This window comes from Stenotrophomonas sp. LC732 (assembly GCF_052446685.1).
Lineage (GTDB): Bacteria > Pseudomonadota > Gammaproteobacteria > Xanthomonadales > Xanthomonadaceae > Stenotrophomonas > Stenotrophomonas muris.
In genome coordinates this window covers 2,687,611-2,714,315 of the sequence record NZ_CP199214.1, presented here as the reverse complement: position 1 = coordinate 2,714,315, position 26,705 = coordinate 2,687,611, and the positions used below count along the sequence as shown (strand labels likewise).

At 63.0% G+C, this 26,705-nt stretch carries 30 protein-coding genes and 1 pseudogene; 14 read left to right on the top strand and 17 right to left on the bottom strand.

What is annotated here, in order from left to right:
- Positions 1 to 94: 94 nt before the first annotated feature.
- The 5 genes from ACT6SE_RS13030 (at position 95) to ACT6SE_RS13010 (ending at position 3,026) form a co-directional block, all read left to right on the top strand.
- Positions 95 to 637: a hypothetical protein gene (locus tag ACT6SE_RS13030; RefSeq protein ID WP_061478946.1), complete on the top strand. Its 543-nt coding sequence runs from the start codon at positions 95 to 97 to the stop codon at positions 635 to 637.
- Positions 634 to 1,194, top strand: coding sequence for a hypothetical protein (locus tag ACT6SE_RS13025; protein ID WP_061478945.1), 561 nt, complete (start codon positions 634 to 636; stop codon positions 1,192 to 1,194). The genes ACT6SE_RS13030 and ACT6SE_RS13025 overlap by 4 nt, the downstream gene beginning before the upstream one ends.
- A 453-nt stretch (positions 1,195 to 1,647) precedes the next feature.
- Positions 1,648 to 2,091: an ankyrin repeat domain-containing protein gene (locus tag ACT6SE_RS13020; protein WP_444811008.1), complete on the top strand. Its 444-nt coding sequence runs from the start codon at positions 1,648 to 1,650 to the stop codon at positions 2,089 to 2,091.
- Between the two features lie 10 nt (positions 2,092 to 2,101).
- Positions 2,102 to 2,716 carry a relaxase domain-containing protein gene (locus tag ACT6SE_RS13015; protein ID WP_157805966.1) on the top strand — a complete coding sequence of 205 codons (615 nt, stop codon included), beginning with the start codon at positions 2,102 to 2,104 and terminating at the stop codon, positions 2,714 to 2,716.
- Positions 2,717 to 2,813: 97 nt separating this feature from the next.
- Positions 2,814 to 3,026 (top strand): ribbon-helix-helix protein, CopG family, encoded by a 213-nt coding sequence (locus tag ACT6SE_RS13010; RefSeq protein WP_049462733.1) that lies wholly within the window; start codon positions 2,814 to 2,816, stop codon positions 3,024 to 3,026.
- Here ACT6SE_RS13010 and ACT6SE_RS13005 read toward each other — a convergent pair.
- Entirely contained in the window at positions 2,992 to 3,366 is a 375-nt protein-coding gene (locus ACT6SE_RS13005; RefSeq protein WP_082783308.1) for an HNH endonuclease, read from the bottom strand. The genes ACT6SE_RS13010 and ACT6SE_RS13005 overlap by 35 nt on opposite strands.
- Before the next feature lie 743 nt (positions 3,367 to 4,109).
- Between ACT6SE_RS13005 and ACT6SE_RS13000 the strand changes: the two genes are divergently transcribed.
- The 7 genes and pseudogenes from ACT6SE_RS13000 to ACT6SE_RS12970 all read left to right on the top strand — a co-directional run bounded on the left by ACT6SE_RS13000 (position 4,110) and on the right by ACT6SE_RS12970 (position 10,774).
- Positions 4,110 to 4,517: a hypothetical protein gene (locus ACT6SE_RS13000; protein ID WP_061478942.1), complete on the top strand. Its 408-nt coding sequence runs from the start codon at positions 4,110 to 4,112 to the stop codon at positions 4,515 to 4,517.
- Between the two features lie 1,836 nt (positions 4,518 to 6,353).
- Positions 6,354 to 6,788 (top strand): BLUF domain-containing protein, encoded by a 435-nt coding sequence (locus ACT6SE_RS12995; RefSeq protein ID WP_006375649.1) that lies wholly within the window; start codon positions 6,354 to 6,356, stop codon positions 6,786 to 6,788.
- Positions 6,789 to 6,881: 93 nt separating this feature from the next.
- Positions 6,882 to 7,157: a hypothetical protein gene (locus tag ACT6SE_RS12990; protein WP_049452609.1), complete on the top strand. Its 276-nt coding sequence runs from the start codon at positions 6,882 to 6,884 to the stop codon at positions 7,155 to 7,157.
- A gap of 61 nt (positions 7,158 to 7,218) precedes the next feature.
- A complete protein-coding gene (locus ACT6SE_RS12985) occupies positions 7,219 to 7,647 on the top strand; it encodes a BLUF domain-containing protein (protein WP_164072174.1) in 429 nt (142 codons plus the stop codon).
- Between the two features lie 60 nt (positions 7,648 to 7,707).
- Entirely contained in the window at positions 7,708 to 8,091 is a 384-nt protein-coding gene (locus ACT6SE_RS12980) for a response regulator (protein ID WP_046429004.1), read from the top strand.
- A 114-nt stretch (positions 8,092 to 8,205) separates the two neighbouring features.
- Positions 8,206 to 8,547 carry a hypothetical protein gene (locus tag ACT6SE_RS12975; protein WP_125892003.1) on the top strand — a complete coding sequence of 114 codons (342 nt, stop codon included), beginning with the start codon at positions 8,206 to 8,208 and terminating at the stop codon, positions 8,545 to 8,547.
- A pseudogene (locus tag ACT6SE_RS12970) lies at positions 8,547 to 10,774 on the top strand (methyl-accepting chemotaxis protein). Before ACT6SE_RS12975 ends, ACT6SE_RS12970 begins: the two are co-directional and overlap by 1 nt.
- Before the next feature lie 212 nt (positions 10,775 to 10,986).
- Here the strand turns inward: ACT6SE_RS12970 and ACT6SE_RS12965 are convergent.
- The 4 genes from ACT6SE_RS12965 to ACT6SE_RS12950 form a co-directional block, all read right to left on the bottom strand.
- Entirely contained in the window at positions 10,987 to 11,265 is a 279-nt protein-coding gene (locus tag ACT6SE_RS12965) for a hypothetical protein (RefSeq protein WP_125892001.1), read from the bottom strand.
- A 39-nt stretch (positions 11,266 to 11,304) separates the two neighbouring features.
- Positions 11,305 to 11,538 (bottom strand): hypothetical protein, encoded by a 234-nt coding sequence (locus tag ACT6SE_RS12960; protein WP_125892000.1) that lies wholly within the window; start codon positions 11,536 to 11,538, stop codon positions 11,305 to 11,307.
- A gap of 117 nt (positions 11,539 to 11,655) precedes the next feature.
- On the bottom strand, positions 11,656 to 12,132 hold the full coding sequence (locus tag ACT6SE_RS12955) for a chemotaxis protein CheW (RefSeq protein WP_046272126.1): 477 nt from the start codon (positions 12,130 to 12,132) through the stop codon (positions 11,656 to 11,658).
- Between the two features lie 994 nt (positions 12,133 to 13,126).
- The gene (locus tag ACT6SE_RS12950) at positions 13,127 to 14,074 is read right to left on the bottom strand and encodes a LysR family transcriptional regulator (protein ID WP_164085234.1); all 948 of its coding nucleotides are present in this window, start codon (positions 14,072 to 14,074) and stop codon (positions 13,127 to 13,129) included.
- A 119-nt stretch (positions 14,075 to 14,193) separates the two neighbouring features.
- Here ACT6SE_RS12950 and ACT6SE_RS12945 point away from each other — a divergent pair, with 119 nt between their 5' ends.
- Positions 14,194 to 15,135, top strand: a complete 942-nt coding sequence (locus ACT6SE_RS12945) for an alpha/beta hydrolase family protein (protein WP_046428999.1) — start codon at positions 14,194 to 14,196, stop codon at positions 15,133 to 15,135.
- A 207-nt stretch (positions 15,136 to 15,342) separates the two neighbouring features.
- Here the strand turns inward: ACT6SE_RS12945 and ACT6SE_RS12940 are convergent, their stop codons facing one another.
- Entirely contained in the window at positions 15,343 to 15,897 is a 555-nt protein-coding gene (locus ACT6SE_RS12940) for a TetR/AcrR family transcriptional regulator (RefSeq protein WP_197612657.1), read from the bottom strand.
- 86 nt (positions 15,898 to 15,983) lie between these two features.
- On the opposite strand from ACT6SE_RS12940, the gene ACT6SE_RS12935 reads away from it, so the two are divergent.
- Positions 15,984 to 16,727: an SDR family NAD(P)-dependent oxidoreductase gene (locus ACT6SE_RS12935; RefSeq protein WP_080342713.1), complete on the top strand. Its 744-nt coding sequence runs from the start codon at positions 15,984 to 15,986 to the stop codon at positions 16,725 to 16,727.
- A gap of 123 nt (positions 16,728 to 16,850) precedes the next feature.
- On the opposite strand, the gene ACT6SE_RS12930 is transcribed toward ACT6SE_RS12935, so the two are convergent.
- The 11 genes from ACT6SE_RS12930 to trbB are packed head-to-tail and all read right to left on the bottom strand — an operon-like array spanning position 16,851 to position 26,641.
- Positions 16,851 to 17,096, bottom strand: a complete 246-nt coding sequence (locus tag ACT6SE_RS12930; protein ID WP_046428996.1) for a DUF2274 domain-containing protein — start codon at positions 17,094 to 17,096, stop codon at positions 16,851 to 16,853.
- The gene (locus tag ACT6SE_RS12925) at positions 17,093 to 18,385 is read right to left on the bottom strand and encodes a TrbI/VirB10 family protein (RefSeq protein ID WP_046428995.1); all 1,293 of its coding nucleotides are present in this window, start codon (positions 18,383 to 18,385) and stop codon (positions 17,093 to 17,095) included. Before ACT6SE_RS12925 ends, ACT6SE_RS12930 begins: the two co-directional genes overlap by 4 nt.
- A gap of 2 nt (positions 18,386 to 18,387) precedes the next feature.
- A complete protein-coding gene (gene trbG / locus ACT6SE_RS12920; RefSeq protein WP_046428993.1) occupies positions 18,388 to 19,377 on the bottom strand; it encodes a P-type conjugative transfer protein TrbG in 990 nt (329 codons plus the stop codon).
- Entirely contained in the window at positions 19,374 to 20,078 is a 705-nt protein-coding gene (trbF, locus tag ACT6SE_RS12915) for a conjugal transfer protein TrbF (protein WP_046428992.1), read from the bottom strand. Before trbF ends, trbG begins: the two co-directional genes overlap by 4 nt.
- Before the next feature lie 12 nt (positions 20,079 to 20,090).
- Positions 20,091 to 21,476, bottom strand: a complete 1,386-nt coding sequence (gene trbL, locus ACT6SE_RS12910) for a P-type conjugative transfer protein TrbL (protein WP_046428989.1) — start codon at positions 21,474 to 21,476, stop codon at positions 20,091 to 20,093.
- On the bottom strand, positions 21,473 to 21,805 hold the full coding sequence (locus ACT6SE_RS12905) for a hypothetical protein (RefSeq protein WP_046428986.1): 333 nt from the start codon (positions 21,803 to 21,805) through the stop codon (positions 21,473 to 21,475). The genes trbL and ACT6SE_RS12905 overlap by 4 nt, the downstream gene beginning before the upstream one ends.
- 12 nt (positions 21,806 to 21,817) lie before the next feature.
- Positions 21,818 to 22,561: a P-type conjugative transfer protein TrbJ gene (trbJ, locus tag ACT6SE_RS12900; protein WP_444811007.1), complete on the bottom strand. Its 744-nt coding sequence runs from the start codon at positions 22,559 to 22,561 to the stop codon at positions 21,818 to 21,820.
- Positions 22,558 to 25,008, bottom strand: coding sequence for a conjugal transfer protein TrbE (gene trbE, locus ACT6SE_RS12895; protein ID WP_046428981.1), 2,451 nt, complete (start codon positions 25,006 to 25,008; stop codon positions 22,558 to 22,560). The genes trbJ and trbE overlap by 4 nt, the downstream gene beginning before the upstream one ends.
- A 12-nt stretch (positions 25,009 to 25,020) precedes the next feature.
- Positions 25,021 to 25,290 (bottom strand): VirB3 family type IV secretion system protein, encoded by a 270-nt coding sequence (locus ACT6SE_RS12890; protein WP_003487982.1) that lies wholly within the window; start codon positions 25,288 to 25,290, stop codon positions 25,021 to 25,023.
- The gene (locus ACT6SE_RS12885; RefSeq protein WP_033482754.1) at positions 25,287 to 25,670 is read right to left on the bottom strand and encodes a TrbC/VirB2 family protein; all 384 of its coding nucleotides are present in this window, start codon (positions 25,668 to 25,670) and stop codon (positions 25,287 to 25,289) included. The genes ACT6SE_RS12890 and ACT6SE_RS12885 overlap by 4 nt, the downstream gene beginning before the upstream one ends.
- Positions 25,667 to 26,641, bottom strand: a complete 975-nt coding sequence (gene trbB / locus ACT6SE_RS12880) for a P-type conjugative transfer ATPase TrbB (protein ID WP_425524230.1) — start codon at positions 26,639 to 26,641, stop codon at positions 25,667 to 25,669. Before trbB ends, ACT6SE_RS12885 begins: the two co-directional genes overlap by 4 nt.
- Between the last annotated feature and the right edge of the window lie 64 nt (positions 26,642 to 26,705).

Sequence of the window (26,705 nt, the reverse complement as noted above, 5' to 3'; positions counted from 1 at the left end):
TCTGAGTTTAGCCGTCCCGAAGCCCTGGACACCGCGCCGCTCTCTGTTTGCATGGGGGAGAAGGAATACAAACGTATTCCAGAAAGGAGGGTGCATGAAGGGTTGGGACCGGGCGTGGGACATCCTGAGCGAGGTTGGTAAGTTCACCCTGGGGATGTCGGCGCTTTTTTGCGTCCTCTTCACCATCGCCGTTTTGACGGAGAAGCTGGAAAAGAAGGATGCGGTAACCAAGAGGGCGCAGGCGATCGAGGAGGCGATGCCCATGGCTGCCGAGATCATTGCCGTGGCCGACGAGGGCGTTCCCAAAGAATGCTCCGATGGAACGTGGGAAAAAGATGGGCTGACTTGCAGGCTGAACGAGGCGCGTGTGGCGGCAGCCGACAATTTTAAGGTGCTCTACCGGATGAACGTGCCGGGCACTGAGAAGATAGAGGCTTACAAGCTCTTCCAGAGGGGAGAGGATGAGGTTAAGCGCTACCAATGGGCGGTTTGCCTGAAAGGCGACAACAAGGAGTTGGTGGATTGGGAGGCCGACTACGCGCTTGGCGCTTATGAGTTTTCGAAGAACATTCTGGAACGTCCTTGCAGCCATTCCAGCCAATACCCTGAGGCGTGCAAGAAGGAAGGCCTCTGGTGATTGATCTCTCGTGCCTCTGTCGCCAGGACATCATCGCCCACGGCATTTCTTTCAGTGCGCTGTTGGGGACACCTTTGGACAGGCTTCGCTGGGGCGGTTCGTGCCTGTCTGTGTTGAAGTTGCGCGGACAGGTGACCGAGCAAGCCATGCGGCGCTTCGCGTTGGGCCAGGACTTCGATGGGATTCAGCAATTGTGGGAGGGCGCCGCTCATTACGAAAGTGCAGCGGGCTACCGGGTGGGGTTTCGCCTGCCGGAGGGATTTATCGATGAGTTGGCGATGGCTGACGCGGAACAACGCGACCTGCTGCGGTTCGCCCACCTTCGAGCCGTTGGACGTGCGTTGTTGTCGCTGGCATGCCAACGGGATCACCAGGTGCTGTTTGTCGCGTCCGATCGCTTGGGGGGCGACTGGACGCATCACTGGCTGTTCGCCACCGCCTGCGCCCCCGACGGAACCTGGGAGCGCCTGACTGAGGCCTTGCGCGTTGGGTTGGGCCCCGCGCCCGATCGCCAGGGCCACCTGGGCGGGGTTGCGCTGTTGAATTGCAGCGAGTAAGTCGGTGTTGGCCATGCGTCCTCCTGACCCACTGATTTTCCGCTGTAGCGGAAACGCGCAAGGGGAGGGTGACAGTTTGGCAAACTGTCGTGCAACCCCAGCGTTTTTCCGCTTTAGTCAGTAAAGCCCTCTGGACAGGATGTCCCTTTCTGCTTGCATGGATCTGAAGGGATACAAATGTATTCCATGGGGGCTGACATGAATTTCGTGGCAAGTATAAAAAAGGGTGTGCGGGGATGGTTAAAGGATTTGCGTGACCCACCAAATCTATTTCAAGAGCCGATCTGGAAGGTTCGCGTGGAGTTCCTTGTATTGACGCTGCTGTCTCCAATCCTGATCCCCCGCTATGTCATTGAGAAACGCATGGGTAAATGGAGAAGGCATCGCCGGATGCCACCCATCTTTCAGCTATTCGACCGCGAAGGAGGGTTCCAGCTGAGGGAGCTTGAGTAGTTGATTGCAGATGGCGCTGATGTGAACGCTCGGGAGCGAAAAGATGGAAAAACGCCACTTATTCTTGCTGTTATGCAGGACAGTCCATGGGAAGAAAATGGGCGAAGGTGGCTCGAGGTTTGTCGCGTGCTGCTCGAAGCTGGCGCAGATCCGGACGCGGATTACGACTGTGGCGAGATAAGGCGGTCACCTATCTATTTCGCCTATCTGGCGGGCAACGTGGAGCTGCTCGACCTGTTGTTGCAGGCAGGGGCCAATCCGCGTTCGAAGGCTTGGTTGCAGTTTGTCAATGCAGAGCCACGTCCCGATGCGTGGCTCGAACAGCAACGTCCGGAAATACGCGATCGCCTATGCAGATGGGAAACGGAACAAGAGGCCCTGCGTTTGGATGCGACTCTCCCTGGCGCAACGAAAGCCGTTCCTAATAGTAGGGCACGGCTATGAGGGTGATCCCATGAACCTGCAACTCACCTGCCTCTGCCGGGAGGACGTGTTCGCCGATGGGTTCGCCTTCGCAGAACTGCTGGAGGCGCCCTTGGCCGCGTTGCGCTGGGGTGGTGCGTGGTTGACCCAGTTGAAGCCCGGTGGGCCAGTGACCGAGGAGGCCATGCGGCGCTTCGCTATGGGCCAGGATTTCGATGGGCAGCAGCGGTTGTGCGAAGGCGAGGGCCACCACGCCCGGGCGGCGGGCTACCGCGTTTCGTTGCGCCTGCCCAAAGGGTTCGCGGCGTTACTGGACACCGACGGCGAGGAGAGGGCACGGCTACAGGCTGCCCACCGCCATGCGGTTGACCAGGCGCTGTCGTTCCTGCCGTTCCAGCGTGATCACCGGGTGCTCTTCGTTGCATCCGATCGGTTGGAGGATGACTGGACGCACCACTGGTTGTTCGCCATCGCATGCGCACCGAACGGAAAGTGGGAACGGCTTGCGCTGAGCTTGCGGTTGGCGGCCAGCGAGGACGCTTATACCCACGCCATGGGGGCCTTCATGGAAGCGTTGCTGGAGACCAAACGATTGGAGCGCTTCTTCCGCCCAGCCCCCGTGGGCCGACTGAGGCAGAGGCTGTGACGCTGACGTCCAAGCCTCCCTTGACGGCCGTGCTGCCGAAAGTGTCCCTTTCTTCAACCTTGCGCCAGGCATTGGCCGCACGCGCTAGAGCAGCCGGGTGAGCGAGAGCGAAGCCGTGCGCCAATGGCTCACCGCCTACCTGGCGCGCCCCCAACTGCTGCGCTCTCCCGTTGCCGGCCCCAGGGACGACCGCTTGCCGCCTATCCGGGCTTCCCGAGACCTGGCCGACCGCGTCCGCCGCGAGGCGCAGCGGCAGCACGTGAGCGTGGCGGAACTCATCCGTCGGGTGGTTGCGTTCCACGCGTTTTGAGGCGCAACTTGGCCACGCTCGGCGGGTGCCACTTGCCCTTCGCCAAGCGTTTCTGCACGAACGCGCGGTAAGCCTCGGGGGAGGGCGGCGACTTGCGTTTGTGCCGGCGCATGTTGCAGAGCCAGCAGGCGGCAGCGATGTTGCCTACCACGTCCTTGCCGCCCTCTTGCTGGGCCACCAGGTGCTCAGCGGTGCAACGGAGCGGCGTGGCCGTTTTGGCGCTCAGGCCGAACGGCCTTAGTTCATCGGGAGAGGCGTTCCACATCGGCAGGCTGCAATAGCAGCACCGGCCCTTCTGGGCGAGGAAAGCCTCGGTTCTCAACCGTTGGAGTTTGGGCATGCTTAGATCTCAAAAAACAGGAAAAACCATCCCGTCGTCGCTTGTGCGATCGAATCGGGAACCTGTTGCCTTGAGCTAAGCAGGCAATACGCCGGGGGCATTTCCCCTCGCGGCAAGGGAGTTATCGCGCCCCAGGGTGGTGGGTGTCAAGATGGGGCCCGTTCGGGTGGCCATGCTAGGAACGATGGGCTATAACCGTTGGATTCCCTACCGGAGCGCTCCTTTGGCCCTGACCACCCTGAAATCCCTCAACGCCGAAATCAAACAGCTCTAAGCCCAGAAGAAACTGGTGGAGAAGCGCGACGGCGAGGTGCCCAAAGCCCTGGCGGTCCTGCAGAAGTATGCGAAGGTCCTCAGTCCGGCCCAGCGGCGGCAGGTGGCCAAGCTCATCGGAGAAACGATCGACGCCAAGCCGGCGCACGCCGCCAATGCTGCCCCGGGACCCCGAAAGGGCCGCAAGCTGGGCAAGGTCGCGCCGAAGTATCGCCTCCCAACCGGTGAGACGTGGGCAGGTCGGGATTTGGCCCCCAAGGCCTTCACCGCGTGGGCCAAGTCCGCCGAGGGCAAGGCGTGGGCTCAGGCCAACCCCGGAGCGAAGTTCCCCCGGCCCATGGCGCATCGAAGAAGGCACCGGGCAAGGTGGTCAAGAAGGCGGGCAAGCCGGTGAAGAAGGCCGCCCAGAAGGCCGTCAAGAAACTTGCGAAGAAAGCCGTCGCCAAGAAGGCCGGCAAGAAGGCCTGATCATGCGCGGCCTGTGCCCCAAGAAGAAGAGCCGGCTCTCGCCGCAAGGCAAAGCCATCGCGGCCGCCCACGTGCTGCTGGACAGTGCCGAGGGCCGATTGGACGAGAAGGCCGCCGGCAGGCGCTTGCGCGAGGAAGTGGGCCTCCAATGGTCCTACCTGACTTGCATCCAATACCTGTCAGGGCAAGAAGCCTTGGCGGCCATTGAATCGCTGCCCAAAGGGTGGGAGGAAAACGGGCGCACCCAGGGGCACCTGTTTGGGGCTGCAGTCATGGCTGCGCACACGGTGGCCAACCTGCGTTCGGACGGCAGCTCGTTGTGCGCCAGCTACTTGGCCCAAGAGCTCAAAGGGAAAACCGTGGAGCAGTGGCTGGCCGAGAAATTCGACGTGTTCCGGGAAGAAGTCTGACACCGGATGCCCATGGGCCCCTGATGGTGGCCCGAAGAGCTTTGGTTACCGTGGGTGTGCCGTCGAGGCCATCTCACCCGGCAACGGGGGACGGGGGCGAGAATCCCCATTCAAGCGCAGATCACCGCGGTCACACGCGAAGGGCCTTGGTTCGTCTGGCTTGCTGTTGCATCTGGTCCTGCATGCGATCAAATCAGGATGCAGCGGTAAAGGCCTAAGTCTTGATATCGAAACTGATGGGTGAGGGTGTGGTGCGGCAGAGGGAATTGAAGCTAGCTGCTGCCTGCCATTGGCCTCAGCGGCTAAAGCTGATCGGGCGTAGATGTCCGCCGGAGGCTTTTTCTTGGCGCCTCATCCGCGATCGATTGCGCACCAGCGCCGCATCTACTCGGTTGATTTTAGAAGCGGCGGGGAAACTGTGTCGAACGGTCAACGTGCGGGAGTTGACCCATCGGTAACGTAGCGGCCAGTGTCGGATGATTCTTCCGAAAGATTGGCAAGGCTAACTGATGGGAATAGGCACATTGCCTGAACCGTTCAATCAACTCGACTTGGCTGGGGTAGAGCGCCGATGCAGGGGTACCTTTGGGTGGATTCATAGGCAAACGATCGGCAGATGACTTTCACGCCGATGTCACGCGGTTGCGGCGATCTTCACCCCCAAGCGGACAGGGGGCCGCTGAGCGCCAATGGCCCGCGCGCTATGACTTGCTGCCAACCCGTGGGACTGTAGGACCCCATCATGGAACTACTTTTGTCTCTTGCTATGGTTATCTTGGCTTCCGCAACTGGTCTGGCGCTGCTCCAGCTTGTAATCGCGCTCTTCAAGGCGCCGTCCTGCCGGGAATGGTTGCGCCGCAGGAGAGCGAGATGATGCGTTCGTTTCACTACGCCTACCAGAAGGCTCGCGCTTGGCACAGCTCCGTAGCGACATCGATTTGGGCCGGAGTCCGCTATTCGTTGACGGGCGACACCGGCTATTTCAAGTCGCACGGTGGCTGGCGTCTGTCTTGCGTGCACCGGGGGTCTGAATCGGCGGAGCAATGATCGCTTCGGCTGAGCCTGTCGGGCCGCCAAAGGATTTAAGCCCTACACAGCCCGCTCGGTTTGTTTCGCTTACAGATCGGCCGTTTGTGGTGCGTGGAGCCCATCTACCCGGACGGCCAGAATGACGGGCGGCGCGCAGGCGTTGCTCTCACCGCTGCCGCTGTCGGATACTGATCCTGTCCATCGTTCGTAGCTCGCAATTCGCGCCGCCCACGGAGCCACAAGAGGGACGAATCGATCAATCAGGCCAACAACGAGCAGCCCGATGATACGTAGCAAGCTTGCTCACAGACGCGTTCTCGCCGAGGGCGGACCGATTCTGGTGTGGTTGACCTCGTTTAAAAATCATTACGTATTTACCGCCAGTGGCATCGGATTGTCTGGAAAATACGGTGTGGAGCTACGGCAGGACACGAAAGCAAGTCGGAGAGCCCTCCAAGCGCGCTTTGCGGGGTCGAAGTTTCACGAAGTGTTCGTGAGCGATGTGCCAGCTTCGGTGATCAGTGTCAACCGGTCTCTGACGTCGGCTGGGCCGCGAGACGGGATATTCTTCCTCTGCAACACAGAGGTCGTCCAAGCCGCGGTTCTCGCGCACCTCGGGGCAGTGATCCCTAGCGAGGTCATCGCTCTTGCAGCCAACTTGAGTCGGGGACGGGGCTAGCCATGGTGCACTCTTAAAGGTTCAGGAATAGCGCAACTGAAAACTGAAATTCAAGCTGGCCTGCGTTTTGTACACAGCTGATCCACGTTGGCCGGCTTGCACTGGTGCCGAGTGAAAGGTAGCCCGTAATGTCTAAGTGTGCGGTGGTGTTCGTAAGCGCGGCTGTGGAAGAGATCGGTGAGGAGCGCTTGCCCGAAGTCATGCGTGCAGGCCGAGAGTTCAATGCCAAGTGCGGCTCGCGTGCAGTTGTATGCTTCGACGGCAGCAGGTTTTTAACGTATTTGGAAGGCACAGCGAGTGCGGTGGCTGCGAGCTCCGTTTACACCCAGTCCTTCACCCTGCATACCGAAATCGTTGAGCTGGCGCGGGGATCCATCCAGCAGTTGCGGTTCCCTGCGCATGCATTGCTCTTCCTGCGGATTTCAGAAGCCGAGCTCAAAGCACTGATGAGGTCGAACTGGGTGAATTTCTCCCAACGCTTCGGAGGGAAATTCATCCCAGAAACGGGGATGGAGCGGCTTGCCGCATTGGTCGGCAATCGTCTCGATGACGTTCCGCAGTGATGGGTAACGGATTTCCTCTGTAGGCCGCCCGATTCACGTTGCACAGTGGAAGCAGGGGAGTCATGAATTTGAGGCATTCGACAGGGGCATGCCATGCGGTTGGAATTTACTCACAGCCACATCTACCCAGGGGCCACCGCGTCCCTGACAGGCGAGCAGGCTGAACTGGGCGAGAGAACCACCTGCTTGGTCGAGCTCAGTGACGGCGTGGTCCTCTCGACCAGCTGTCTGATTCAAGGGGGGGAGATCATGCTATTCATGCCGGACTACCTGACCGCCCGTGGGGCAAAGATTCCGGCGAAGGACTGGGTGCTGCGGAAGGATCTGGAAACAGGCGCCTGGAAGGCAAAATCAAAGGTTGCCGTGTAGCACTTGCTGCTCTTCCCGACCCGTCAGGTTGTTGGGTCTGAAGCAATCTTAGGAGCGTGTCATGCCAAACCGTGCGGTGGTTTTTGTGAGTGAGGCCAGCCCCTACCTTAGCCTTGGGCGGCTGGTTGAGTTGATAGCCGACGCGGAGCGGTTCAACAGACAGGCCGGCGTGACCGGGGTGACCTTGTACGACGGGGCCCGGTTCCTGTCCTACCTGGAGGGTCCACCGGATGGCCTTCGCGTTGCCTACGCCAGGGCATCCGAAGTGCGCAGCCACCTGAACTTCATCGAGTTGGCACGCGGGCGTGTCTCGCAACGTCGGCTGCCGCGGTGGCCTATGCGGCTGTTTTTGGCCAAGGAGGGCCAGCTGCAGAGCATCGCGATGGCAGACTGGGCCAGCTTCTCTCAGCGGGGCGATGCGGACGCAATGAATTCAACGGCGATGGATCTCCTTGTGCGCTTTGCCGAAAGCAGAAGTCGTCCCAACTAGCTTGAACCAGCTGCTGACCGTGTGGAAAATTTGACCCGACCTTGTGGAACGGCAATCCACATGAACGTTCTCTTCGTGGACATTGAAACCTCCATCTGTGAGTTGGTTGGAGTCGAACTAAGAGAGCTCGGCTATGACGTCGAATGCTTGGAATTCAGCTCAGGAGCCTTGCGCGCAGCGCAAGCGGGGCACGTCGACGTCGTCATTCTGGATGTGCCCGCCAGCCCTGACGCCCGGCGCAGTGCATACAAGTTGGCAGACGAACTTCGGCGCGATGGCATCGCTTTCTTCTTTACCTCCACGCTTCATCCGAACGATGTGATCAGCCGGCACCGGGATCGGGGTGTTTTGTCCAAGCCCTACGGCGTCAAACAGATCGATTCCTGGATCGAGGCGCTTGGCAAAGATTGCAGAGGCGAACCGGCAGGCGCGCACGTGCGCTAGCTGACTGGCAACATGCATCCGCCCTTTGGAGTGCATTGGACCGCAAGACTTCCTCTTTACAGTGGATACGCTGGAAGCGAACGTCGCTGCTGCCCATCAATGCGCGCTACTTGCATGATCAGAAGCACTGTCGTTCAGCACCGTCACTTTCAAGACGGCGACCAGATCGTTGTCCTGCAGACAGCGTTCAAGAACTGGCTCCTGAATACGTCGTTCGCCATTGGATTTCCCGACTCCAGCAATCGGCCGCTTTCTGATCGAGCGGAGCAGGCCAAGCGCGCGCTGTTGGCCACGGCGAGCGAGATCAAAGGCCACAGTTACCAGGAGGCCTTCGTCAGGTCTCCTTTCGCCGCGCTTATCTCCATTCATAGCGCGTTGAGTGCTTCAAGCCACGGCGACGCCGTGTTCTTCCTGTGCGCCGACGAAGCCACGTCGGAAGCATCTCCAAAAAACTGATGCTGGCATTCGCCATAACGACCAGCATGACCTTGGCGTTGGGCATCTTCACTATTGTCCGCGCGTCACATTCGAAGCAGGAGTTGTCCAGGATTGAGTCCGTCTGGGCGCCTGGCAGCTATGCCATCGGAGAGATGCGTGCGCAGTTCGGCGATCTCCGCATCTACGAAACCTCCCAGGTCAGCGAAGCCACTTCCGCTGAGGCCGTCAAGCAATACGAACAGCGGATCGTGGCGGGCAAGGCCAAGATCAACGAGCTGGTGAAGCAATACCTGCGGTCCTTCGCCGATGGCGAAGATGCCGCGTTGTTCAAGCCGGTCAGCGCTGCGTTGAGCGATTACTTTGTCATCCACGATCAGCTTCACGCTGCGCTCCTCGCTGGCGATGCCGAGGCCGCGCAGACGATCTCGGTGACAGAATCCAGGGCAAAGCGCGTGGCGCTGTTCGACGCCATGGATAAAGTCAGCGAATACAGCCTTCGCGGCATGAAGGCTGAACTCGCAACCAACGCAGCAAGCCTCAACAACCTGATGTCGATCACAGGCTTGGTCTTGGCGGTGCTGTACTTGGTCGCAAGCGTGCTGGGGTGGGCGATCAGCCGTTCGGTCACCCGGCCCATTGGTGAGGCGTTGCCCGCTATCCGCAGCGTGGCCAATGGCGACCTCAACGTGCGAACCGACTACCAGAGCCGCGATGAGGCGGGCCAGATGCTGCTCTCCCTCCGTCAAATGGTTGCCACCTTGGAGCGTTTTTCGAACGACACCAAGGTCATGGTCAAGCTTCACGAGGCCGAAGACATCTCGCACCGGATTCCGGAGGACCTGCCCGGTGTCTACGGCGAGCTGGCCAAGGGCATGAACACAATGGTGTTCGAGCACCTTGAGGCCATCCTGGATGCCATCCAAGTGCTCAACGAGTATGCGGCCGGTGACCTGCGGCGTGACGCGCGACGCCTGCCCGGCTCCCGGGCGTGCTCCACGAATCGATGGACGCTGCCAAAGCAAGTCTGCTGGCGATCAACACGGAGATCAAGCGGTTGGCAGTGTCGGCTGCCGACGGCGACTTCTCCGCCCGCGGTAACACGTCTGCGTTCCAGCACGACTTTGAATTGATGGTTTCGGACCTCAACCGTCTGATGGAGACAGCTGACCACAGCCTCAGCGCCGTCTCCACCTTGCTTCAGGCCATTGCCTCTGGCGACTTGACCCACCGCATGGAAGGCGACTTCCGCGGCGTCTTTGCGACGATGAGCGAAGACGCTAACGCGACCGTGGCTCAGCTGACCGATATCGTCTCCCGCATCCAGCAGGCATCCACGGCAATCAATACCGCGTCGACGGAAATTGCCGCGGGCAATGGCGACTTGTCGCGACGCACCGAACAACAAGCGGCCAACTTGGAAGAGACGGCGGCGTCCATGGAGGAGCTTACCTCCACCGTGCACCAAAACGCCGAGCATGCACGCCAGGCCAGCGAGTTGGCCAGTGGGGCCTCGCGCGTGGCCGGGCAGGGCGGTGGAGTGGTCGGGAAAGTAGTGGAGACGATGGGGGGTATCGAAGCCTCGTCGCGCCGCATCGGGGACATCATCTCCGTGATCGATGGCATTGCTTTCCAGACCAACATCCTCGCACTCAATGCGGCCGTGGAGGCGGCTCGAGCCGGGGACCAGGGTCGAGGGTTCGCCGTGGTGGCCTCCGAGGTGCGCACGTTGGCACAGTGCTCTGCCTCTGCAGCCAAGGAGATCAAGGGGCTAATCGAGGACTCTGTGGCCAAGGTCGCTCAAGGATCGGCGCTGGTTGACCAGGCTGGCCAGACGATGTCTGAGATTGTCAGCTCGGTTGAGCGCGTGTCCAACGTCATTGGTGAGATATCTGCCGCCTCTCAGGAGCAGGCGTCGGGCATCGAGCAAGTGAACCAGGCTGTTTCTCAGATGGACGAAACGACCCAGCAGAACGCCGCGTTGGTGGAAGAAGCGACCGCCGCTGCCCGATCCATGGAAGACCAGTCGGTACAGCTGGCAACCGCCGTCGCGGTCTTCAAGGTGAATGAACGCGCGCAGGGAAAGACGCCAGCCACGGCCAGTGCAAGCTTGGCCAAGCCAGGTGCTGTGGACGGCTCCCGCCTTTCTCAAACCGCCTACGCGGGCAAGCCAACCCCGCCGAAGGCATTGCCAGCTCGTCCCGCACGGCAGGTATCTGCGGACGCAGCGCACTGGCAGGAGTTCTAACCGCCCTTCCAAGGCCAGTGCGAACGCATGGTCGCTCGCAGGGCATGGTTGACCGAAGTTGCCGCTGAAGTCACCGTGGGTGAGGCCGCCTGGATGGCGGCCTCAGACCCGCAAGCGCGCCGAAAGCTCGGCGCCTTGCGCCGTGAGGCGGCGAGGCGGCAATGGCATTGGCCGAGGTTACGGCCGCCCGATGGCCGCTCCGCTTTGGCAGTTCAGCGGCTCGGAGACGGGGGAATGCCAGCCAATGGTTCCCTCAGGATGCCCAGCCATGGCTCGACGATCTCCTCGAACGCGAAGACATGGTCCCGGTGCTGGTCCATCCCTTGGAGGTAGTGCCGAATGCTGCGCTCAAACTCGTCTGCGACGTTGGCGTTGCCGGCGTTCGTGCGAAGCAGGAGCACTGTGGCGGCTTCCAGCGCCGCAACACGTATATGCATGCGATTCATTGCTTCTTGAAGACGCAAAAATGCGTCCCTGACCTCGTCGTTCACCAAGCCCTCCGCGAGCAGGCACATCAACACAGAAGAGGATCAGTGGCTGCTGCTTGAGCCCGGGATCGTCAGGCGAGCACGGTTGGCGGCGATCAGAAGGGCATTGCCAATTCGCTCCGCTTGCGTCGGAGTCATCGTCGAGCCGCACATGGTCGAGTCACCGGCCGCGTTGCGAACTTGGTAAAGCCCGAGTGCAACCACTGCTGTTTCGGCGTCAATGCCGACTTCAAACCTGTCCAGTGGGAACCACGTTGCTCCGTCGAATTTCTCCATCGAGCGCCCCATGCACGGAATCGCGTTGTCAGCCAGAGATTACCGCAAAGCGTGGAACTTGGAACGCGCGCGAATCGGTTGCAACTGAAAGCGGCAGCACCGTGCAGCATTGGGCAATCAACCTGAATCGATCTCCAGCCGTTGCTGAATGGATAGGGCACGACCAGGGTCAATGACGGCGACGCGTTTGCCGTTCCCCAGCTGCACGCCCTGCGGGCAGAGCTCAGCGAATCGGTCGCTGTGAGCGGCAGGCTCGGCACGCCAGGCAGACAGGCTCTCGATGACCAAGACTTCGTCCACTGCAAGGGCGAACAGCTGAACCGCGGATTGAACCAACAGCATTGCTGGACAACCCGTCCCGACTGCATCGCCTCCGGTGATCAAGCCCAGATCAACCACAGGGACGTCTTGCCCTCTGATCGAGACTACAAACTGGCGGTCCCGGGTTCGGGTCAGCGTCTCTGGTCCGCGTATTTCCACGGCCGACTCGACATCCACACCGAACAAATCGCAGCCCACACGCACAATCACCAGCTCCAGCAATGGCTCTGATGAGGCCTGCAGAAATGGATCATAAGGCAGGGGAACGGTCATGGTTTCTGTGGGCAAAGGCCAAAGGGCGATCGCATCATGCCCTTAATGTGTCCACCGTGGCAATTCATGCCCTAGGAAATCCGAGGCGTTCAGATTGGCAGGCCAAGGGCCTCACTCTGACAAGACCTGCCCGTCGTCCGAAGACGATGGGTTAGCGGTGGCTGTAGCGTTCGTGCCGGCCATTCGCTTCATGAACTCTTCCAACCTCATCCGGCTCACCGCTTGGTGGTTCTGGCAGTGTGGGCACACCATCACACCGGCGCCTTCCAAGTCCGTCAGGCCCTCGCCCGGTGCTAGCAGCGAGGTGAGACCACAGCTGCTACAAGTGGCCTCAACAGCATGCAGACGCGCCAGAGCGCCGTCGGAGGTCAGTTCTCCATTGACAAAGCGAAGCAAAAAATGGCCGGCGTCAAGCCCTTCGTGCGAATCACGCGGGACTTGAAACCATATATGGGGCAATGGGTTAGCTCTGTTTCATGCAGCTTGTAGGAGATGCGGAATTGTGGGCTGGGAGCCGCATAAGAGCCTTGGGAAAGGAAACCGTGGCGCGCTGTAGCGGTGACAATTGCCAAGCGGTGCCCAAGCCCACTTTACTTGGCCATGCTTGAAATGCAGCGTTCTAACGCAAAACCATTGACGACCGTGAAACTCATTTGGCAATTCCCCATTTTAGGTGCCTGCAAGTTTGCTTAGCGTGTTCTCGGGCAAGTTCTGCAGGGGTTTTCCATTCGGCGCACTGTGGGGGCGCTCCTCGTTATAGAAGCATCGCTACGTCTCTTGTTCCACGCGATCTGATCCTCGGTAAAACGGGACTTCCTTATCGCCTGACTCCTCGTTTGCCACGGGATTCATGTGGTCGAAGTCTCTACTTTAGATTGGTCCGGCTTTCAGGGGATGGGTCAAGGCCACTCGATGCACCCGTCCAAAAGTAGCTCCTGACCGCCTACGAGAGGCACTGAATCCCTCAACTTGCCACCATGGTCAGCGAGGGAATTCAGCCACTGCGTTGCGGATCTACGTTGCCTTCGCCAGAGCGCCCCCGCTGCGCCGACCTGACGAAGTCGACGAATGCGCGCAACGGCGGCGGCACGAGGCGTCGGCCCGAGTAGTAGAGAAACGGCCCCGGGAAGGCGGACCACCATTCGTGGAGAACGGGCACCAAACGGCCTGCTTCGAGATACGGCTGCAACCACTCCTCGAACAGACCGATGATCCCGGCGCCGGCCACCGCCATGTCGACGGCCAGATCCATGGCACCGCTGACACTGACAATGAGTGGTCCTTTCGGCTCGACCCGGATGGTCTCACCGCCGCACTCAAGTTCCCACGGGCTTAACAGCGCGCCGTTACCGAACCGGCCGAGAAGGCATCGATGCTGCAGCAGATCCTGCGGATGCTTCGGATGACCTGCCGATGCGAGATAAACCGGCGCGGCCGCCAGCGCGAACCGCTGCACCCGCGGCCCAATTGGCACCGCAATTACGTCCTGCTCGAGTTTCTCGTCATAGCGAATTCCTGCATCGGCACCCGCTGCCAGCACGTCGACGATGGTGTCATCGGCGATCACCTCCACCTGAATATCGGGGTAAACACTCAGAAACTCCGGCAGGAGTCCCGGAAGCACCAGCCGTGCGACTCCGACCGGAACATTGAGCCGCAATGTGCCCGCCGGCCGGTCGCGCAGGTCATTGAGGCTGGCCAGCGCTGCATCCACTTCCGCCAGGAGCGGAGCCAGTTGCAGAACCAGGCGCCCGCCGGCCTCGGTCGGCGAGACGCTGCGGGTCGTGCGGTGCAGCAGGCGCACGCCCAAACGCTCTTCCAGGCGGCGCACGGTTTCGCTGAGCGTCGTCGGGCTGACGCCGAGCACACGACCAGCCTCGCGGAAGCCCCTCGCCCTTGCGACGGCGACAAAAACGGTTAAATCGTCGATGTTGGCAACCAATGTCCAGTTTTCCGTACAACCTGTATCGACTATAGCGCATTATCAAAACTATCCGCAATGAATAGCATGATCGAACTCAGCCAACTATCCATCTGGCGGAGCCTTCCAAGGAAACACTCATGACTCATGTAAAAAACACTGCAGCAGCCCACCCGACCCGCGCCGAACTCGTCGCTGGCCTCGTTTCCGCCATGGCGAACCCGGCGCGCTCACCAATCCTGCGCTCCCCGGCGGACGATGGCATCGCCTTCTCGGACGTTTTCTTTCCGGCAATGGACGGCGTGACACTCGAAGGCTGGTTCATTCCCGGCGACAGTGATCGTTTGATCATCGCCAACCACCCGATCTGGGCCAACCGTTATGGCTTTCCCGGCCACCTGAAGCCTTATAGCGACGCGTGGGAATCGAGCGGCAACAACATCGAAGTCAACTTTATGCCCGACTACAAGCACCTGCACGAGGCGGGCTACAACATCCTGGCTTACGACCTGCGTAACTTCGGTCAGAGCGGCGCTGGTAGCGGTGGTGTGATCGGCAATGGCATCCGCGAGTATCGTGACGTGATCGGCTCGCTCCGCTACGTTCGCTCGCGACCCGACCTGAAGGCTATGAAGATCGGCCTGCTCAGCCGCTGCTGCGGCATGAACGCGACCCTGGTCGGCATGTCCAGGCACCGCGAGGAGTTCGACGGTGTGCGAGCGATCGTCGCGCCGCAGCCGATTTCGCTCAGCTCCTTCTACCGCACCATCCTCGGCCACATGGGAATGCCGGATGCCCTGCCCGAAGTGGCCGATGCCCTGCGCCGCGCGACCAGCATGGAACTGAAGGACATGGACATGCCGCCCTACGCCTCAGCGGTGGATATCCCGACGCTGCTGCTGCAGGTTCGCGACGATGCGCTGACGACGCCAGCGGATGTGCAGGCCATCTTCGATGCCATGCCGGCAACCGAGAAAGAGCTGCTCTGGATTGAGGGCACTCACCGCCGTTTTGATGGCTACAACTACCTGCCTGAAAATCCGAAGCCGATGCTCGACTGGTTCGAGCGCTTCCTCGGCTGACACGGCCCGGAATATTGAAGCCCCCATCGACCCAAAGCAACTGAAGCATTCTCCGTCCGTGCGTTACCAAACAGTGCCATCGGCGATATTCGCCGGTGGCACTGTTTGGCCCAGGGTCGCAGGCGCCGAAAACGGATTGGGATTCACCGGGCGTGACTACCCGGGTAAGCAGCTATGGCCAGAAGCAACGGCGAAGGATATCGGCGGCTAATCTGTACTGATGCCATTCAGAAATAAATCTACCAGATGTCCGATGCGCGATTTCGATGAGTGGTCATTCTCGATTGCGATGGAGATGGCAGTTACCACGTAGATAAAATCATCGTAAGTGACATCGCTACGGATGCTGCCTGTCTCTTGTCCACGCTGAAGTAGCCGCCGCCCTTCTGCGGTAATCGCATTACATCCGGGTGTCCCGCACTGGATAACAGTCCCAATCGACGCAGCAAGGCTCCGATAGGTGCTCGTGTACCTGGCAAACTCTTCAAGATAAGCACGTACCGCGTCGCCTGAAGTGAGATATGAGGCGCGCACACGACTGCTCTCCGCTAGCGACAGGAAACGCTCATTGCTAGCAGCGGCAAAAAGTGCCTTTCGTGTGGGAAAGCGACGATAAAGCGTACCGATACCAACACCTGCGCGCTTGGCCACCTCCTCCAGCGGAACACTCGCTCCTTTTTCCAGGAAAAGCGCCTCGGCAGCGGAAAGGATACGTTCGCGGTTCTTCTGCGCATCAGCCCGAAGGCCTGATTCATCACTCAAATTTCTTCCTCTTTTGCTTGTCAAGTGGAGGATGCCTCCATATCATAATCGGAGCAAGCCTCCACTTATCTAAAAGGTACCAGGAAATGATGAAACGCTTCGAAAACAAAGTTGTGGTGATAACGGGAGGCAGCGACGGCATCGGCCTCGCAACGGCGAAATTCTTCGCCATTGAAGGGGCCCACGTGTACGTCACAGGGCGTCGCCAAGAACTACTCGCCGAGGCCGTGAAAGAGATCGGCCATGGCGCGGTGGGCGTGCAAGGTGACGTCACCGACTCGGCCGACGTCGCTCGGCTTTACAAACGGATCCAGCGTGATCACCAAAAAGTCGATGTCGTGTTCGCCAATGCGGGCTTTTACGAAGTTGCTCCACTTGATGCGATAGACGATGCGCATTTTGACTCAATCTTCAACGTCAATGTCAGAGGCATGGTGTTCACTGTGCAGAAAGCACTACCGTTGATGAAGGAGGGAAGTACTGTCGTCCTTAACGGCTCCATTGCCGGCAGTAAAGGCTTGCCAGGCCAATCGCTTTACAACGCCAGCAAGGCAGCGGTGCGCTCGTTCGCCCGCAGCTGGACAAATGACCTTAAGGAGCGGGGCATCCGCGTGAACGTGGTCTCGCCTGGCGGTACAGAAACACGCCTGATACGGAGCTACCTCGACTCACAACCGGGAGTCGAAGACGCGCTGAATAAAAGCGTTCCGCTTGGGCGATTGGGGGAACCGAACGAGGTAGCACGAGCGGTCCTCTTCCTGGCATCAAGCGAAAGCAGTTTTATCGCTGGACATGAACTTTTTGTCGATGGCGGTGCCGCTGCGGTTTAGTCCTCAAACAGCAGCTGTAGATAAGTATGAAGCCATATTGACAATAGGACCGGACGGCCCGAAGGCCAGCGCATCAAACGCGGTCTTCATGGATCTTGCTACTGTCAGCGGAAACCCGCCTTATCAGCTTGGCGTGAGCGGCGCGGCTCTGCCCGCGCCTCCCTTCCTGAATCCCCGATCCCCAGCCATGAATGCCTCCAGCATGTGCGGGATCAGCGTCGCGGCATCGACAGTCTCGCCATACGCCTGCGCGTGCAGCGCGGCGTAGCGGTCGAGGTCGGCTTTCAGGCTGGCCGGGCAGGCGAAGGTCAGCTTGACGCTCTCGGTCTTGGGCAGCGGCCCGAGCCGTAGCTTCTTGGTCGTGCTCATCGTGAAGTCCCCCGATTGAAGAACAGCGGCTGGTACGGCCGCAGCACCAGATCCCGGTTGACGATGATGCGAACCGGCAGGCCCGGCCGCTCGGTCAAGGTGGGCTGGATGTTGAGGTTGCGCCGGGTCATCTCCTGGCCGACCTGATTGATACTGTCCTGCGCGCTGTCGCGCCCGGCGATGATGATGCGGTCGCCATCCTGGCGGTTCTCGGGTGCAGCCAGCTCGGCGCCGACGCCCAGCAGCGTGGTCAGCACCGCACCGGCGAAGATGCGATCCCAATGCCAATCGACGCCATCCTCCAGGCCCGCGTAGCCGGCCGGGTCGGTGCCGGCCAGGTTGTCGAGCGTGAGCGATGACGTGTCGGGCAGGATGATCCGGTTCCAGACGACTTGAACGCGGCTCTGCCCGTAGCTGACCTGGCTGTTGTAGCGGCCGAGGATGCGCGAACCTTGCGGAATCAGCAGGAAGCGCCCGGTAGCCGTGTCATAGACCGGCTCCGTCACTGTGGCGATCACGTCGCCGGGCAAGTCCGACTTGATGCCCGTGACCAGCGCCCCGGCGACCACCGTTCCCGCCATCACCTGATACGGCGATGTGGGCATTTGCAGATTGCCGGAATTACGGGTTTTCGGGGTTCCAGCTTGCTGGAACGCCTCCTTCTGGTCTTGCCGGTTCTGCACGGCGGTGGGGTCGGCAGGCTGGGCCGCCGTCGAAGCCGGCCCGGCCGCCATCGGGTCGAAGTCCCCATTGGCGGCGAAGCCCGGCGCGGCGGCCACCTGCGACTGCGCCGCCGGCGCGGCCTGCTGGGTGCCGGTGCGGAAGAATACCGACGATGCAGCCGCTTCCTCGGCCTCCTTCAAGCGGGCCATGCGTTCCGCCTCGGCCGGGTCGTGACCGGGTGTGGCGTAGGCGGCCACGGCCGGCTGCTGCGAATTCACGATGGCCGGCCCAAGGTCGCCCGGCAGCGGCGGCCCCAGCTCGGGCACCTCTGGCGGCAACGTCGGCGGCAGCTTCGAGTAGTCAGCCGGAAGCTGGTCGAGTCCTTCGGAGCGTGAAACGCGATCCACGTTGTAAAGCTCGGTCTGCGCGTTGGCTCCGCGCCGCTGCGGTTGCAGCGACCACATCAGCGCGCCCAGCACGGCGACCGACAGGCCGCCGGCGAGGATGGCCAGCGTGCGCCGGTTCAGCCGTGTGACCGGCCGAGGCTGGGCGCGCAGCGCCACCGTCTCGGGTTCGACCTTGCCCGCCTGCGGCACGGCAACGTCGGGAGTGTCGTCCTGGCTCATGGTCAGTTCCTCCGCGTGCCATCCGTGCGCTCGATGCGCACCACGTCGCCACCGTCCCCGCCCAAACGCAGTTCAGCCGCACCGAACAGCCGATCGACGATGTAGTACGGGGAGCGGAAGCGGTAGTTCACCAGTTGCCCGTCGCCCTGCGCGCCGATGACGAACAGCGGCGGCAGCTCGCCTTGGGCGATGCCCGGCGGGAACTGGATATAGACCTTCTCGCCGTCGTCGAAAGCGCGCAGCGGCTTCCACGGCGGATTGCTGCCGCTGATCGCGTAGCGGAAGCGGATGCGCTCCAGCGACAGGCCGGTATCGACCGGCGCGGTCGCCTGCGCGGCCTGCGCCTGGCGCTGCAAGGCCAGCATCCGATCTCTCGGGTAGTCCCAGGACACCGACGCCATCCAGGCGCGTTCGGTCGAAGTCAGTTCCAGCAGGTACGTCCGGCGGCTGGTGGTGATGACCAGGTTCGTCTTCAACCCGGAGCGGATCGGCTTCACCAGCACATTGATGCGCAGTTCGTCGCCGCTGCCGCTGGACGTGTCGCCGACGATCCAGCGCACGGTATCGCCGGCGGCGACTGTCACCAGTCCTTCGCCGGGCTGGAGCGAAATCACGGTCACGCGCCCCGGCGCGGCATAGACCTGATACAGCGCGCCGTCGGTGTACGGCCAGACCTGAATCGCGTTGACGTAGCCCTCGCGCGTGGGCGCGATGCGCGCCTCGGCGTTGGCCTTCGATACGCGCACGGTTTCGTCAGCCGGCTCCGGCGCCGGCGGCGCTTCGTCCACCTCGGGCAGCGGCTTCAACTGCGCCGGCATCGGCAGCACCGTTGGCACCTCCACCACTTCGACCGGCATGGGCGGTTCGGGCAGCGGCTGCGCCTGCACGGGTTCATCGAGCGAAATGGTCGGCGGCGGCTTGCCCTGCGTGGCGCAGCCCGACAGGGCAAGAAGCAACAACGACAAAACGTAAAAGCGGAAAGGCAGGTTCATGGCTTGGCTCCTTCGGAAGAATCCAGCTCGCGACTCCACGACAGGCCGTTGACGTAGATGCCAAGCGGGTTGTGGCGCAGACGTTCCTCGGTGCGCGGGGTTTGCAGCACGATGGACACCACGGCCGTCCACCGCTCCAGCCCGGCGGCCGCGCCATTGACGTAGCGGCGTTCCGTCCAGCGCACGTTGAAAGACGTGTCGCTGGCGCGCACGACACTGGTGATCTGCACCGTCACCGACTCGCGGCCGATGCGTGCGAACGGGTCGTTGGTGCGGGCGTGGTCGTTGAGCACGGCCGCGCCCCTGTCGGTGGTGTAGTCGTAGGCATCCAGCCAGTTCTGCCGCACCACGATGGGGTCGATGGACAGCGACCGAACCAGCGTGATGAAGCGCGCGATGTGGTGCGCCGTCTGCGCGTCGTTGGGCCGGTACGGCGTGGCCGCTTCACCCACTGCGCGTACCTGGCCGGCGTTGTCCACTTCCACCACATAGGGCGTCACGAAGGACTGCGCCGAACGCCAGACCAGGCCGCCAGCCATCAGCAGCGCCAGCACCAGGCAGCCGAAGGCCATCAGCCGCCAGTTCTTCGCCTGCACGCGGGCCGAGCCGATACGCTCGTCCCACACCTGCGCGGCGGATTGGTATGGGGTGGCAGGCTGCGGCGTATCGGCATAGCGCACCTGCGGTCGCTTGAATCGCATGGTCGTCTCTCCTTATGAATCGGAATCGCGCAGGCTCGGGCCTTGCCCTGAGCCGCCACCATCGCCACCGCGCAGCGTGTGGGCGGTGGTAGTCGCGGCATGGGTCATCTGCTGGCGGCGGTGCAGGCGCCTGGCCCAGGCCGGTTGCTTCTGCCCGGCGGCGGCCGGGGCATCGCCTTCGGCCGCGCTCCCTTGGGCGGCGCCGCTGGTCGCTGCCGCACCGCCGCCAGAAGCAGGTGCCGCGCCGTCGGCGCGGAAAGCGGCGGCTGTCCGGTCTTTGAGCGAACGCGCCCCGGCGGCGGCCTTATGGCCGGCGGCCTGCGCGCCGGTCTTGGCGACTTTGCCCAGGCCCGCCATCGCGCCTTTGGCCCCGCCACCGGCTGCGGCGGAACCGGCCTGGAACGCCGACCGGGCACTGCCGGCCGTCGAGGCAGCGGCACGCGCACCGCTGCCGGCCAGCTTGGCGGCGGCCGGCGCCATACGCGCCCCGGCGGCTACGGCACCGCCTACGCCGGTCGCGGCGGCACCAATGGCAACGCCCGTGCCGACAGCGCCGACAGCGGCACCGGCCATCGCGCCCGCGCCAAGCTGTGGCGCACCGGACACCAGGCCGGTGGCGATGCCCGGCCCGAAGATGCCCAGAGCCAGCAGCGCGAGCGAGGCCAGCATCACGACCAGGGCATGGTCGATGGACGGTTCATCCGGCACGGTCTGGAACTCGGCGAACAGGCCCGAACCGATGCCGACGATGACGGCCAGCACCAGTACCTTGACGCCAGACGACACCACGTTGCCGAGCACCTTTTCAGCCAGGAAGCTCGTCTTGTTCCAGAGCGCGAACGGCACCAGCACGAAGCCGGCGAGCGTGGTCAGCTTGAACTCGATCAGCGTGATGAAAAGCTGCACCGCCAGCACGAAGAAGCAGAGGATCACCACCAGCCAGGCGAGGAACATCACCACGATGGGGTCGAGGTTCACGAACACCTCGGGGAACCCGGCCATGTCGCCGATCTGCTCCAGAATCGGCGCACCCGCGTCGATGCCGGTCTTCGCCAGCCGCCCCGGTTGCAGGAAGTTCTCCATCGTGATGGCCGAGCCGGTGGCCGTCAGGCCCAGGCCGGCGAACGAGCGGAACACGATGCCGGCCAGCCAGTTGAAGTTGCCGATGATGTAGGCGAAGGCACCGACGTAGAGCACCTTGCGCAGCAGCTTGGCGATCACGTCTTCGCCCTGGCCGGTGGCGTGGCTCATGGCCCAATACAGGCCGGCGATGGTCATGTCGATGACGATGAGCGTGGCGGTCAGGAACGCCACTTCGCCTTGCAGCAGCCCGAAGCCGGAGTCGATGTAGCGCGAGAACGTATCCAGAAAGCGGTCGATGATGGTCACGTCGTTCATGGCGTGTCCTCGGGTGCAGGCGAAGCCGGCGTTTCGCCGCCATCGGCGGGTTCATCGAAGCTCGGCGGAATGGGCGGCAGATCGGCCAGCGTCCGGTATTCGTCCGGCCCGGTCTGGCCGGCGAAGAAGCGCCGCCGGAACGCTTCGGCGGCAGCGCGGCAGGCGTCCTCGCCCACGGCCTGCCGGTCGGCCGCGCATTGCGCGCGCAGCGCCTTGAGCCGCGCGGGATCGGCGGCCAAGGCATCGGCCAGGTCTTCGGCCTGCTGCTGGCCGCACGCGGTCAGCAGCAGGGCCAGCAGCGAAGCCGACAGGGCGAGGACGCATCGCATGGCTGTCTCCCGTCAGTTGCCGTAGAAGTCCACGCGCTGCGGCGTGTATGGCGTGCCGGTGCCGAGGAAGCGCCGCCGCACTTCGCGGGCGCGCTCGGTGGCCGCCGCCTGCCGCGCCAGTTCCAGCGAGGCCGCACGGTCTTGCGTGATCTGGAGCTGCTGCGCCTGGATGGACTGCTTGGCCTGCAAGGCAAGGAGCTGGTTCGTCGCCTGCATGGCTTGCAGCGCGCCGGTGGCGGACTGGCTCTGGCTGACCAGATCGGCCAGCGCGCTTTCGTCTTGGGTCAGGTTCTGCGACACCTGGGCTTGCATCCGCATGGCGGTGTGCAGGCCGTTCAGGCTGTTCTGCCAGCGTTCGCGGGCGTCATGCGCCATGCGGTCGCCGCTGACGGTGGCGGCGTACTGCTCGGGATACAGGCGCGCGAACTCCCGATCCATGCTCGTCACGTCGTAGGCCAGCCCCTGCGCCTCGGCGATCAGGCGTTCGGTGGTGGCGAGCGTCGAGCGCAGGCGGTTGACGATGTTGAAGTCCAGACGCGCCAGGTTGCGCGCCTGGTTCATTAGCATCTGTGCTTCGTTCTGGAGCTGGTTGATTTGGTTGTTGATCTGCTCAAGCGTGCGAACGGCGGTCAGCGTGTTCTGCACGAAGTTCGATGGATCGAACGCAGTGATGGCGGCCGCCGGCTGTGCGAGCATCAGCGAGACAGACAGCGCGGCAGCGAGCGAGGCGGACAGCAAACGGGGCTTGGTCTTCATGGTGAAACCTCCAGTGGTTGGGCGTTGAGGAACGAAGCGGCCGCCGGTGCGGACGGCAGCAGGTCGGCGGCCCAATCAAGGCCGCGATGGCGCAGCCACGCGCCGGCGAAGCCGGGTGCGCCGGCCTGCGTCAGCACGCGGTATATGTCGCGTTGGTCTTGCGGCGTGGATGCGCCCGCGAACGCGAGCGCGGCCGGCCCCAGGTCGAGGTCGAACAGGCGATTGCCGAGGCGCGATTGGTAGTAGTAGTCGCGCTTGGGCTGCGCGGTGGCGACGATTTCGATTTGCCGGCTGTTGAGGCCGAAGCCCTCGTAGATCGTGCGAATCTGCGGCTCGGTGGCCTGCGGGTTAGGTAAGAAAATCCTGCTCGCGCAGCTTTCGATGATCGCTGGCGCGATGCTCGAATCCTTGATGTCGGCCAGCGACTGCGTGGCGAAGATGACGCTGACGTTCTTCTTGCGCAGCGTCTTGAGCCATTGCCGGATGCGGGCGGCAAAGGACGGCTCATCGAGGAACAGCCACGCCTCATCGAGAATCAGCAGCGTGGGTGCGCCATCGAAACGCTCATCGAACCGGGCGAACAGGTAGCGCAGCACCGCTTGCACGGCGGCGGGGCTGTGCATCAGTTCTTCCATCTCGAAGCCCTGCACGTCGGCCATGCCCAGCCGGTCGTGGTCGGCGTCCAGCAGCTTGCCGTGGGCGCCGCCGAGCACGTAGGGCGAAAGCGCCTGGCGCAGCGCGTTCGATTGCAGCAGCACGGAAAGCCCGGTCATCGTGCGCTGTTCCTGCGGCGCACCGGCGAGGCTGCCGAGCGCCGACCAGATGGCCACCTTCTCGTCCGGGCCGACGGTCACGCCCTCATGCAGCAGGCGGCCTTCCACCCATTCGGCGGCCCAGGAGCGGTAGCCCTCGTGGTCGATGCGGGCGAGCGGCTGGAACGCGATGTCGCCATCGGCGCCCAGGTCGTAGTGCTCGCCGCCGAGGCCGAGGATGGTGGCGCGCATGGAGCGGCCCATGTCGAAGGCGAAGATCCGCGAGCCGAAGTAGCGGCGGAACTGCAAGGCCAGCGTCGCCAGCAGTACCGACTTGCCCATGCCGGTGGGGCCAGCGACCAGCGTGTGCCCCACGTCGCCAATGTGCGTCACCAGCCGGAACGGCGTCGCGCCATCGGTGCGGGTGACGATCAGCGGCGGGCCGTCGAGGTGGTCGTTCTTCTCCGGCCCGGCCCACACCGCCGACAGTGGCATCATGTGCGCCAGGTTCAGCGTCGAGACGATGGGCTGGCGCACGTTCGCGTAGGCGTTGCCGGGGATGGACGACAGCCAGGCATCGACCGCGTTCAAGGTTTCAGGGATGGTCACGAAGCCCCGGCCCTGGATGACGCGCTCCACCATGCGCAGCTTCTCGTTGGCCACGGCGGCGTCCGCATCCATGACGGTGACGGTCGCCGTCAGGTAGCCGAAGGCGACCTGATCGCTGCCAAGCTCCTGCAAGGCGGCATCGGCGTCGGCCGCCTTGTTGCTGGCGTCTGTATCGACCAGCGGACTTTCCTGCTGGAAGATGGTTTCGCGCAGCAGCGCGATGATGTTTTTGCGCTTGGCGAACCACTGGCGGCGCAATCGGCCCAGCTCCTTTTCCGCCTCGGCCTTGTCCATGCACAGGAAGCGCGTGCTCCAGCGATAGGCAAAGCCGAGGCGGTTGAGGTCGTCCAGCAGGCCCGGCCAGGTTGAGGTCGGAAAGCCGCGCACCGACACCACGCGCAGGTGCTGGTCGCCCAGCATGGGCGCCAGGCCACCGACCAGCGCGGAGTCGGCCAGCAGCGCGTCCAGATGGAAAGGCACTTCGGGGACGCCGATGCGATAGCGCCGCGTCGAGACGGTCGCGTGCAGGTAGGTCAGCGTCTGGCTGTCGTCCAGCCAGGCGATTTCCGGCATCACGCCGTCGAGCAGGTCGAACACGCGATCGGTTTCCGCCACGAAGGCATCGAGGCGGCCGTCCCAATCCACGCCATCGCCGGGCGAGTTCTCGTAGAGCAGCTTGGCGGCGCGGGCGCGGGATTCCTCCGGCGGCAGGAACGCCACCGTCAGGTGATAGGCGCTCTCGAAGTGATGGCCCGATTCCTCGAACGCGGCGCGGCGTTCTTCATCGACGAGCCAGGACAACGGTTCGGGGAAGTCGGAATGCGGATAGTCGGCGGCGGATTGGCGCTCTGCCTCGATGAACAAGGCCCAGCCAGAACCCAGCCGGCGAAGCGCGTTGTTGAGCCGTGCAGACGCGGCGATCAGCTCGCCTTGCGTGGCGCTGTCCAGATCGGGGCCACGGAATCGTGCCGTGCGCTGGAAACTGCCGTCCTTGTTCAAGACGACGCCGGGCGCGACCAGCCCGGCCCACGGCAGCCAGTCGGCGAGCAAGGCCGGGCGCTGGCGGTATTCAGCAAGGTTCAGCATCGCGGCATCCCCCTACACGTCCAGCAGCGGCTTGTGCTTGATGTGCCGGGCGAAGACCTGCATGAACTGCGGATCAACGCGCGCGCCCCACACTGCCAGCGAATGGCCGACGAGCCAGAGCACCAGCCCCGGAATCCACAGTTGCAGGCCCAGGCCCACGGCAGCGGCGAGCGTGCCGTTCGCAATGGCGACCGTGCGCGGCGCACCGCCCATGAGGATCGGTTCGGTCAGCGAGCGGTGCAGCGGCACCTCGAAGCCCGGAAGGTCGCTGGCCGTGCTCATACGACCGCCCCGCCGGAGAAGCTGAAGAACGACAGGAAGAACGAGGACGCGGCGAACGCGATGCTCAACCCGAACACGATCTGGATGAGCTTGCGAAAGCCGCCCGACGTGTCGCCGAAGGCCAGCGCCAGGCCCGTAGCGATGATGATGATGACCGCGACGATGCGCGCGACCGGCCCCTGGATGGAATCGAGGATGGATTGCAGCGGGCCTTCCCACGGCATCGAGGAACCGGCGGCCTTCGCCGTGCCGGCCGTCATCAGCATGACGGCGGCCAGCAGCAGGCCGTGGTGTGCCGGCGCGGCCAGGCGCCGCAGGCGCGCAAGGATTGAGGCCGGATTTACGGAAAAACGGAAAGCAACAGCGTTCATCTGCGTCATGGCAGTTCTCCAGAGTGGTCAGGGGACGGGGAGGAAGGCGGCGCCAGCGCGGGAAACGGCGTTTCCATCGCGTCCGCCAGGCGATAACCGGCGGCGTCGAAGCCATTGAGGCGGGCAATGCTTTCGACGTGGCGCTTGCGGCCACGGCCAGCGATGTGGATGACGACGTTGACCGCTTCGGCGATCAGCGCCCGCGGCGGGTTCACCGCGACTTCGAGAATCAACTGTTCGAGGCGCAGCAGCGCGCCCAGCGCGGAACCGGCGTGGATCGTGGCGATACCGCCCGGATGCCCCGTGCCCCACACCTTGATGAGGTCGAGGGCTTCGCCGCCGCGCACTTCGCCGACGATCACGCGATCAGGACGCAGGCGCATGGTGGCGCGCACCAGCTCCGTCATGGACACGACGCCGGCGCGGGTGCGCAGCGGCACATGGTCGCGGGCCGCGCATTGCAGCTCGATGGTGTCTTCGAGAACCAGAACGCGGTCGCCGGTGGCCGCGATCTCGGCCAGCAGCGCGTTCGCCAGCGTGGTCTTGCCGGTACTTGTGCCACCGGCGATCAGGATGTTCTGCCGCTCGCGCACGGCGCGGCGCAGTAACTCGGCCTGTCCAGCGGTCAGGATGCCGTCGGCGACATACTGATCCAGACCGATGATGTTCACGGCGCGCTTGCGCAGCGCGAACGCCGGGCCGGGCGCGGCCGGCGGCAAGATGCCCTCGAAGCGTTCGCCCGTCTCCGGCAACTCGGCGGTCAGCAGCGGCTGGCCGCGATGCACTTCCGCGCCGACGTGGGCCGCGACCAGGCGGATGATGCGTTCGCCATCGGCCTCGGACAGCTCCACGCCCAGCGGCGCACGGCCCGAAGACAGCCGATCCACCCATAGGGTGCGGTCTGGGTTGAGCATGATTTCCACCACGTCCGGGTCTGCCAGCGCGGCGGCGATCAGCGGCCCCATTGCCGTGCGCAGCATCTGGATGCGGCGATCCAGCGAAGCCGCCGCGGATGAACGAGGCTCGGGCGGAAGTTGCGGAACG

What these genes read in the sequence shown, in the direction of transcription:
- ACT6SE_RS12890 (WP_003487982.1), bottom strand. Translation starts at nt 25,290, where the DNA reads ATGAGCACGGCCAGCGACCTTCCGGGCTTCGAGGTGCCGCTGCACCGC.
- ACT6SE_RS12960 (WP_125892000.1), bottom strand. Translation starts at nt 11,538, where the DNA reads ATGGAGAAATTCGACGGAGCAACGTGGTTCCCACTGGACAGGTTTGAA.
- ACT6SE_RS12955 (WP_046272126.1), bottom strand. Translation starts at nt 12,132, where the DNA reads ATGACCGTTCCCCTGCCTTATGATCCATTTCTGCAGGCCTCATCAGAG.
- trbE (WP_046428981.1), bottom strand. Translation starts at nt 25,008, where the DNA reads ATGCTGAACCTTGCTGAATACCGCCAGCGCCCGGCCTTGCTCGCCGAC.
- ACT6SE_RS12925 (WP_046428995.1), bottom strand. Translation starts at nt 18,385, where the DNA reads ATGAGCCAGGACGACACTCCCGACGTTGCCGTGCCGCAGGCGGGCAAG.
- ACT6SE_RS12975 (WP_125892003.1), top strand. Translation starts at nt 8,206, where the DNA reads ATGATCAGAAGCACTGTCGTTCAGCACCGTCACTTTCAAGACGGCGAC.
- trbJ (WP_444811007.1), bottom strand. Translation starts at nt 22,561, where the DNA reads ATGAAGACCAAGCCCCGTTTGCTGTCCGCCTCGCTCGCTGCCGCGCTG.
- ACT6SE_RS12930 (WP_046428996.1), bottom strand. Translation starts at nt 17,096, where the DNA reads ATGAGCACGACCAAGAAGCTACGGCTCGGGCCGCTGCCCAAGACCGAG.
- ACT6SE_RS12980 (WP_046429004.1), top strand. Translation starts at nt 7,708, where the DNA reads ATGAACGTTCTCTTCGTGGACATTGAAACCTCCATCTGTGAGTTGGTT.
- ACT6SE_RS12935 (WP_080342713.1), top strand. Translation starts at nt 15,984, where the DNA reads ATGATGAAACGCTTCGAAAACAAAGTTGTGGTGATAACGGGAGGCAGC.
- ACT6SE_RS12945 (WP_046428999.1), top strand. Translation starts at nt 14,194, where the DNA reads ATGACTCATGTAAAAAACACTGCAGCAGCCCACCCGACCCGCGCCGAA.
- ACT6SE_RS13015 (WP_157805966.1), top strand. Translation starts at nt 2,102, where the DNA reads ATGAACCTGCAACTCACCTGCCTCTGCCGGGAGGACGTGTTCGCCGAT.
- ACT6SE_RS12905 (WP_046428986.1), bottom strand. Translation starts at nt 21,805, where the DNA reads ATGCGATGCGTCCTCGCCCTGTCGGCTTCGCTGCTGGCCCTGCTGCTG.
- trbB (WP_425524230.1), bottom strand. Translation starts at nt 26,641, where the DNA reads ATGCTGCGCACGGCAATGGGGCCGCTGATCGCCGCCGCGCTGGCAGAC.
- ACT6SE_RS12995 (WP_006375649.1), top strand. Translation starts at nt 6,354, where the DNA reads ATGTCTAAGTGTGCGGTGGTGTTCGTAAGCGCGGCTGTGGAAGAGATC.
- ACT6SE_RS13030 (WP_061478946.1), top strand. Translation starts at nt 95, where the DNA reads ATGAAGGGTTGGGACCGGGCGTGGGACATCCTGAGCGAGGTTGGTAAG.
- ACT6SE_RS12990 (WP_049452609.1), top strand. Translation starts at nt 6,882, where the DNA reads ATGCGGTTGGAATTTACTCACAGCCACATCTACCCAGGGGCCACCGCG.
- ACT6SE_RS12885 (WP_033482754.1), bottom strand. Translation starts at nt 25,670, where the DNA reads ATGACGCAGATGAACGCTGTTGCTTTCCGTTTTTCCGTAAATCCGGCC.
- trbG (WP_046428993.1), bottom strand. Translation starts at nt 19,377, where the DNA reads ATGAACCTGCCTTTCCGCTTTTACGTTTTGTCGTTGTTGCTTCTTGCC.
- trbL (WP_046428989.1), bottom strand. Translation starts at nt 21,476, where the DNA reads ATGAACGACGTGACCATCATCGACCGCTTTCTGGATACGTTCTCGCGC.
- ACT6SE_RS13005 (WP_082783308.1), bottom strand. Translation starts at nt 3,366, where the DNA reads ATGCCCAAACTCCAACGGTTGAGAACCGAGGCTTTCCTCGCCCAGAAG.
- trbF (WP_046428992.1), bottom strand. Translation starts at nt 20,078, where the DNA reads ATGCGATTCAAGCGACCGCAGGTGCGCTATGCCGATACGCCGCAGCCT.
- ACT6SE_RS13000 (WP_061478942.1), top strand. Translation starts at nt 4,110, where the DNA reads ATGCGCGGCCTGTGCCCCAAGAAGAAGAGCCGGCTCTCGCCGCAAGGC.
- ACT6SE_RS12985 (WP_164072174.1), top strand. Translation starts at nt 7,219, where the DNA reads ATGCCAAACCGTGCGGTGGTTTTTGTGAGTGAGGCCAGCCCCTACCTT.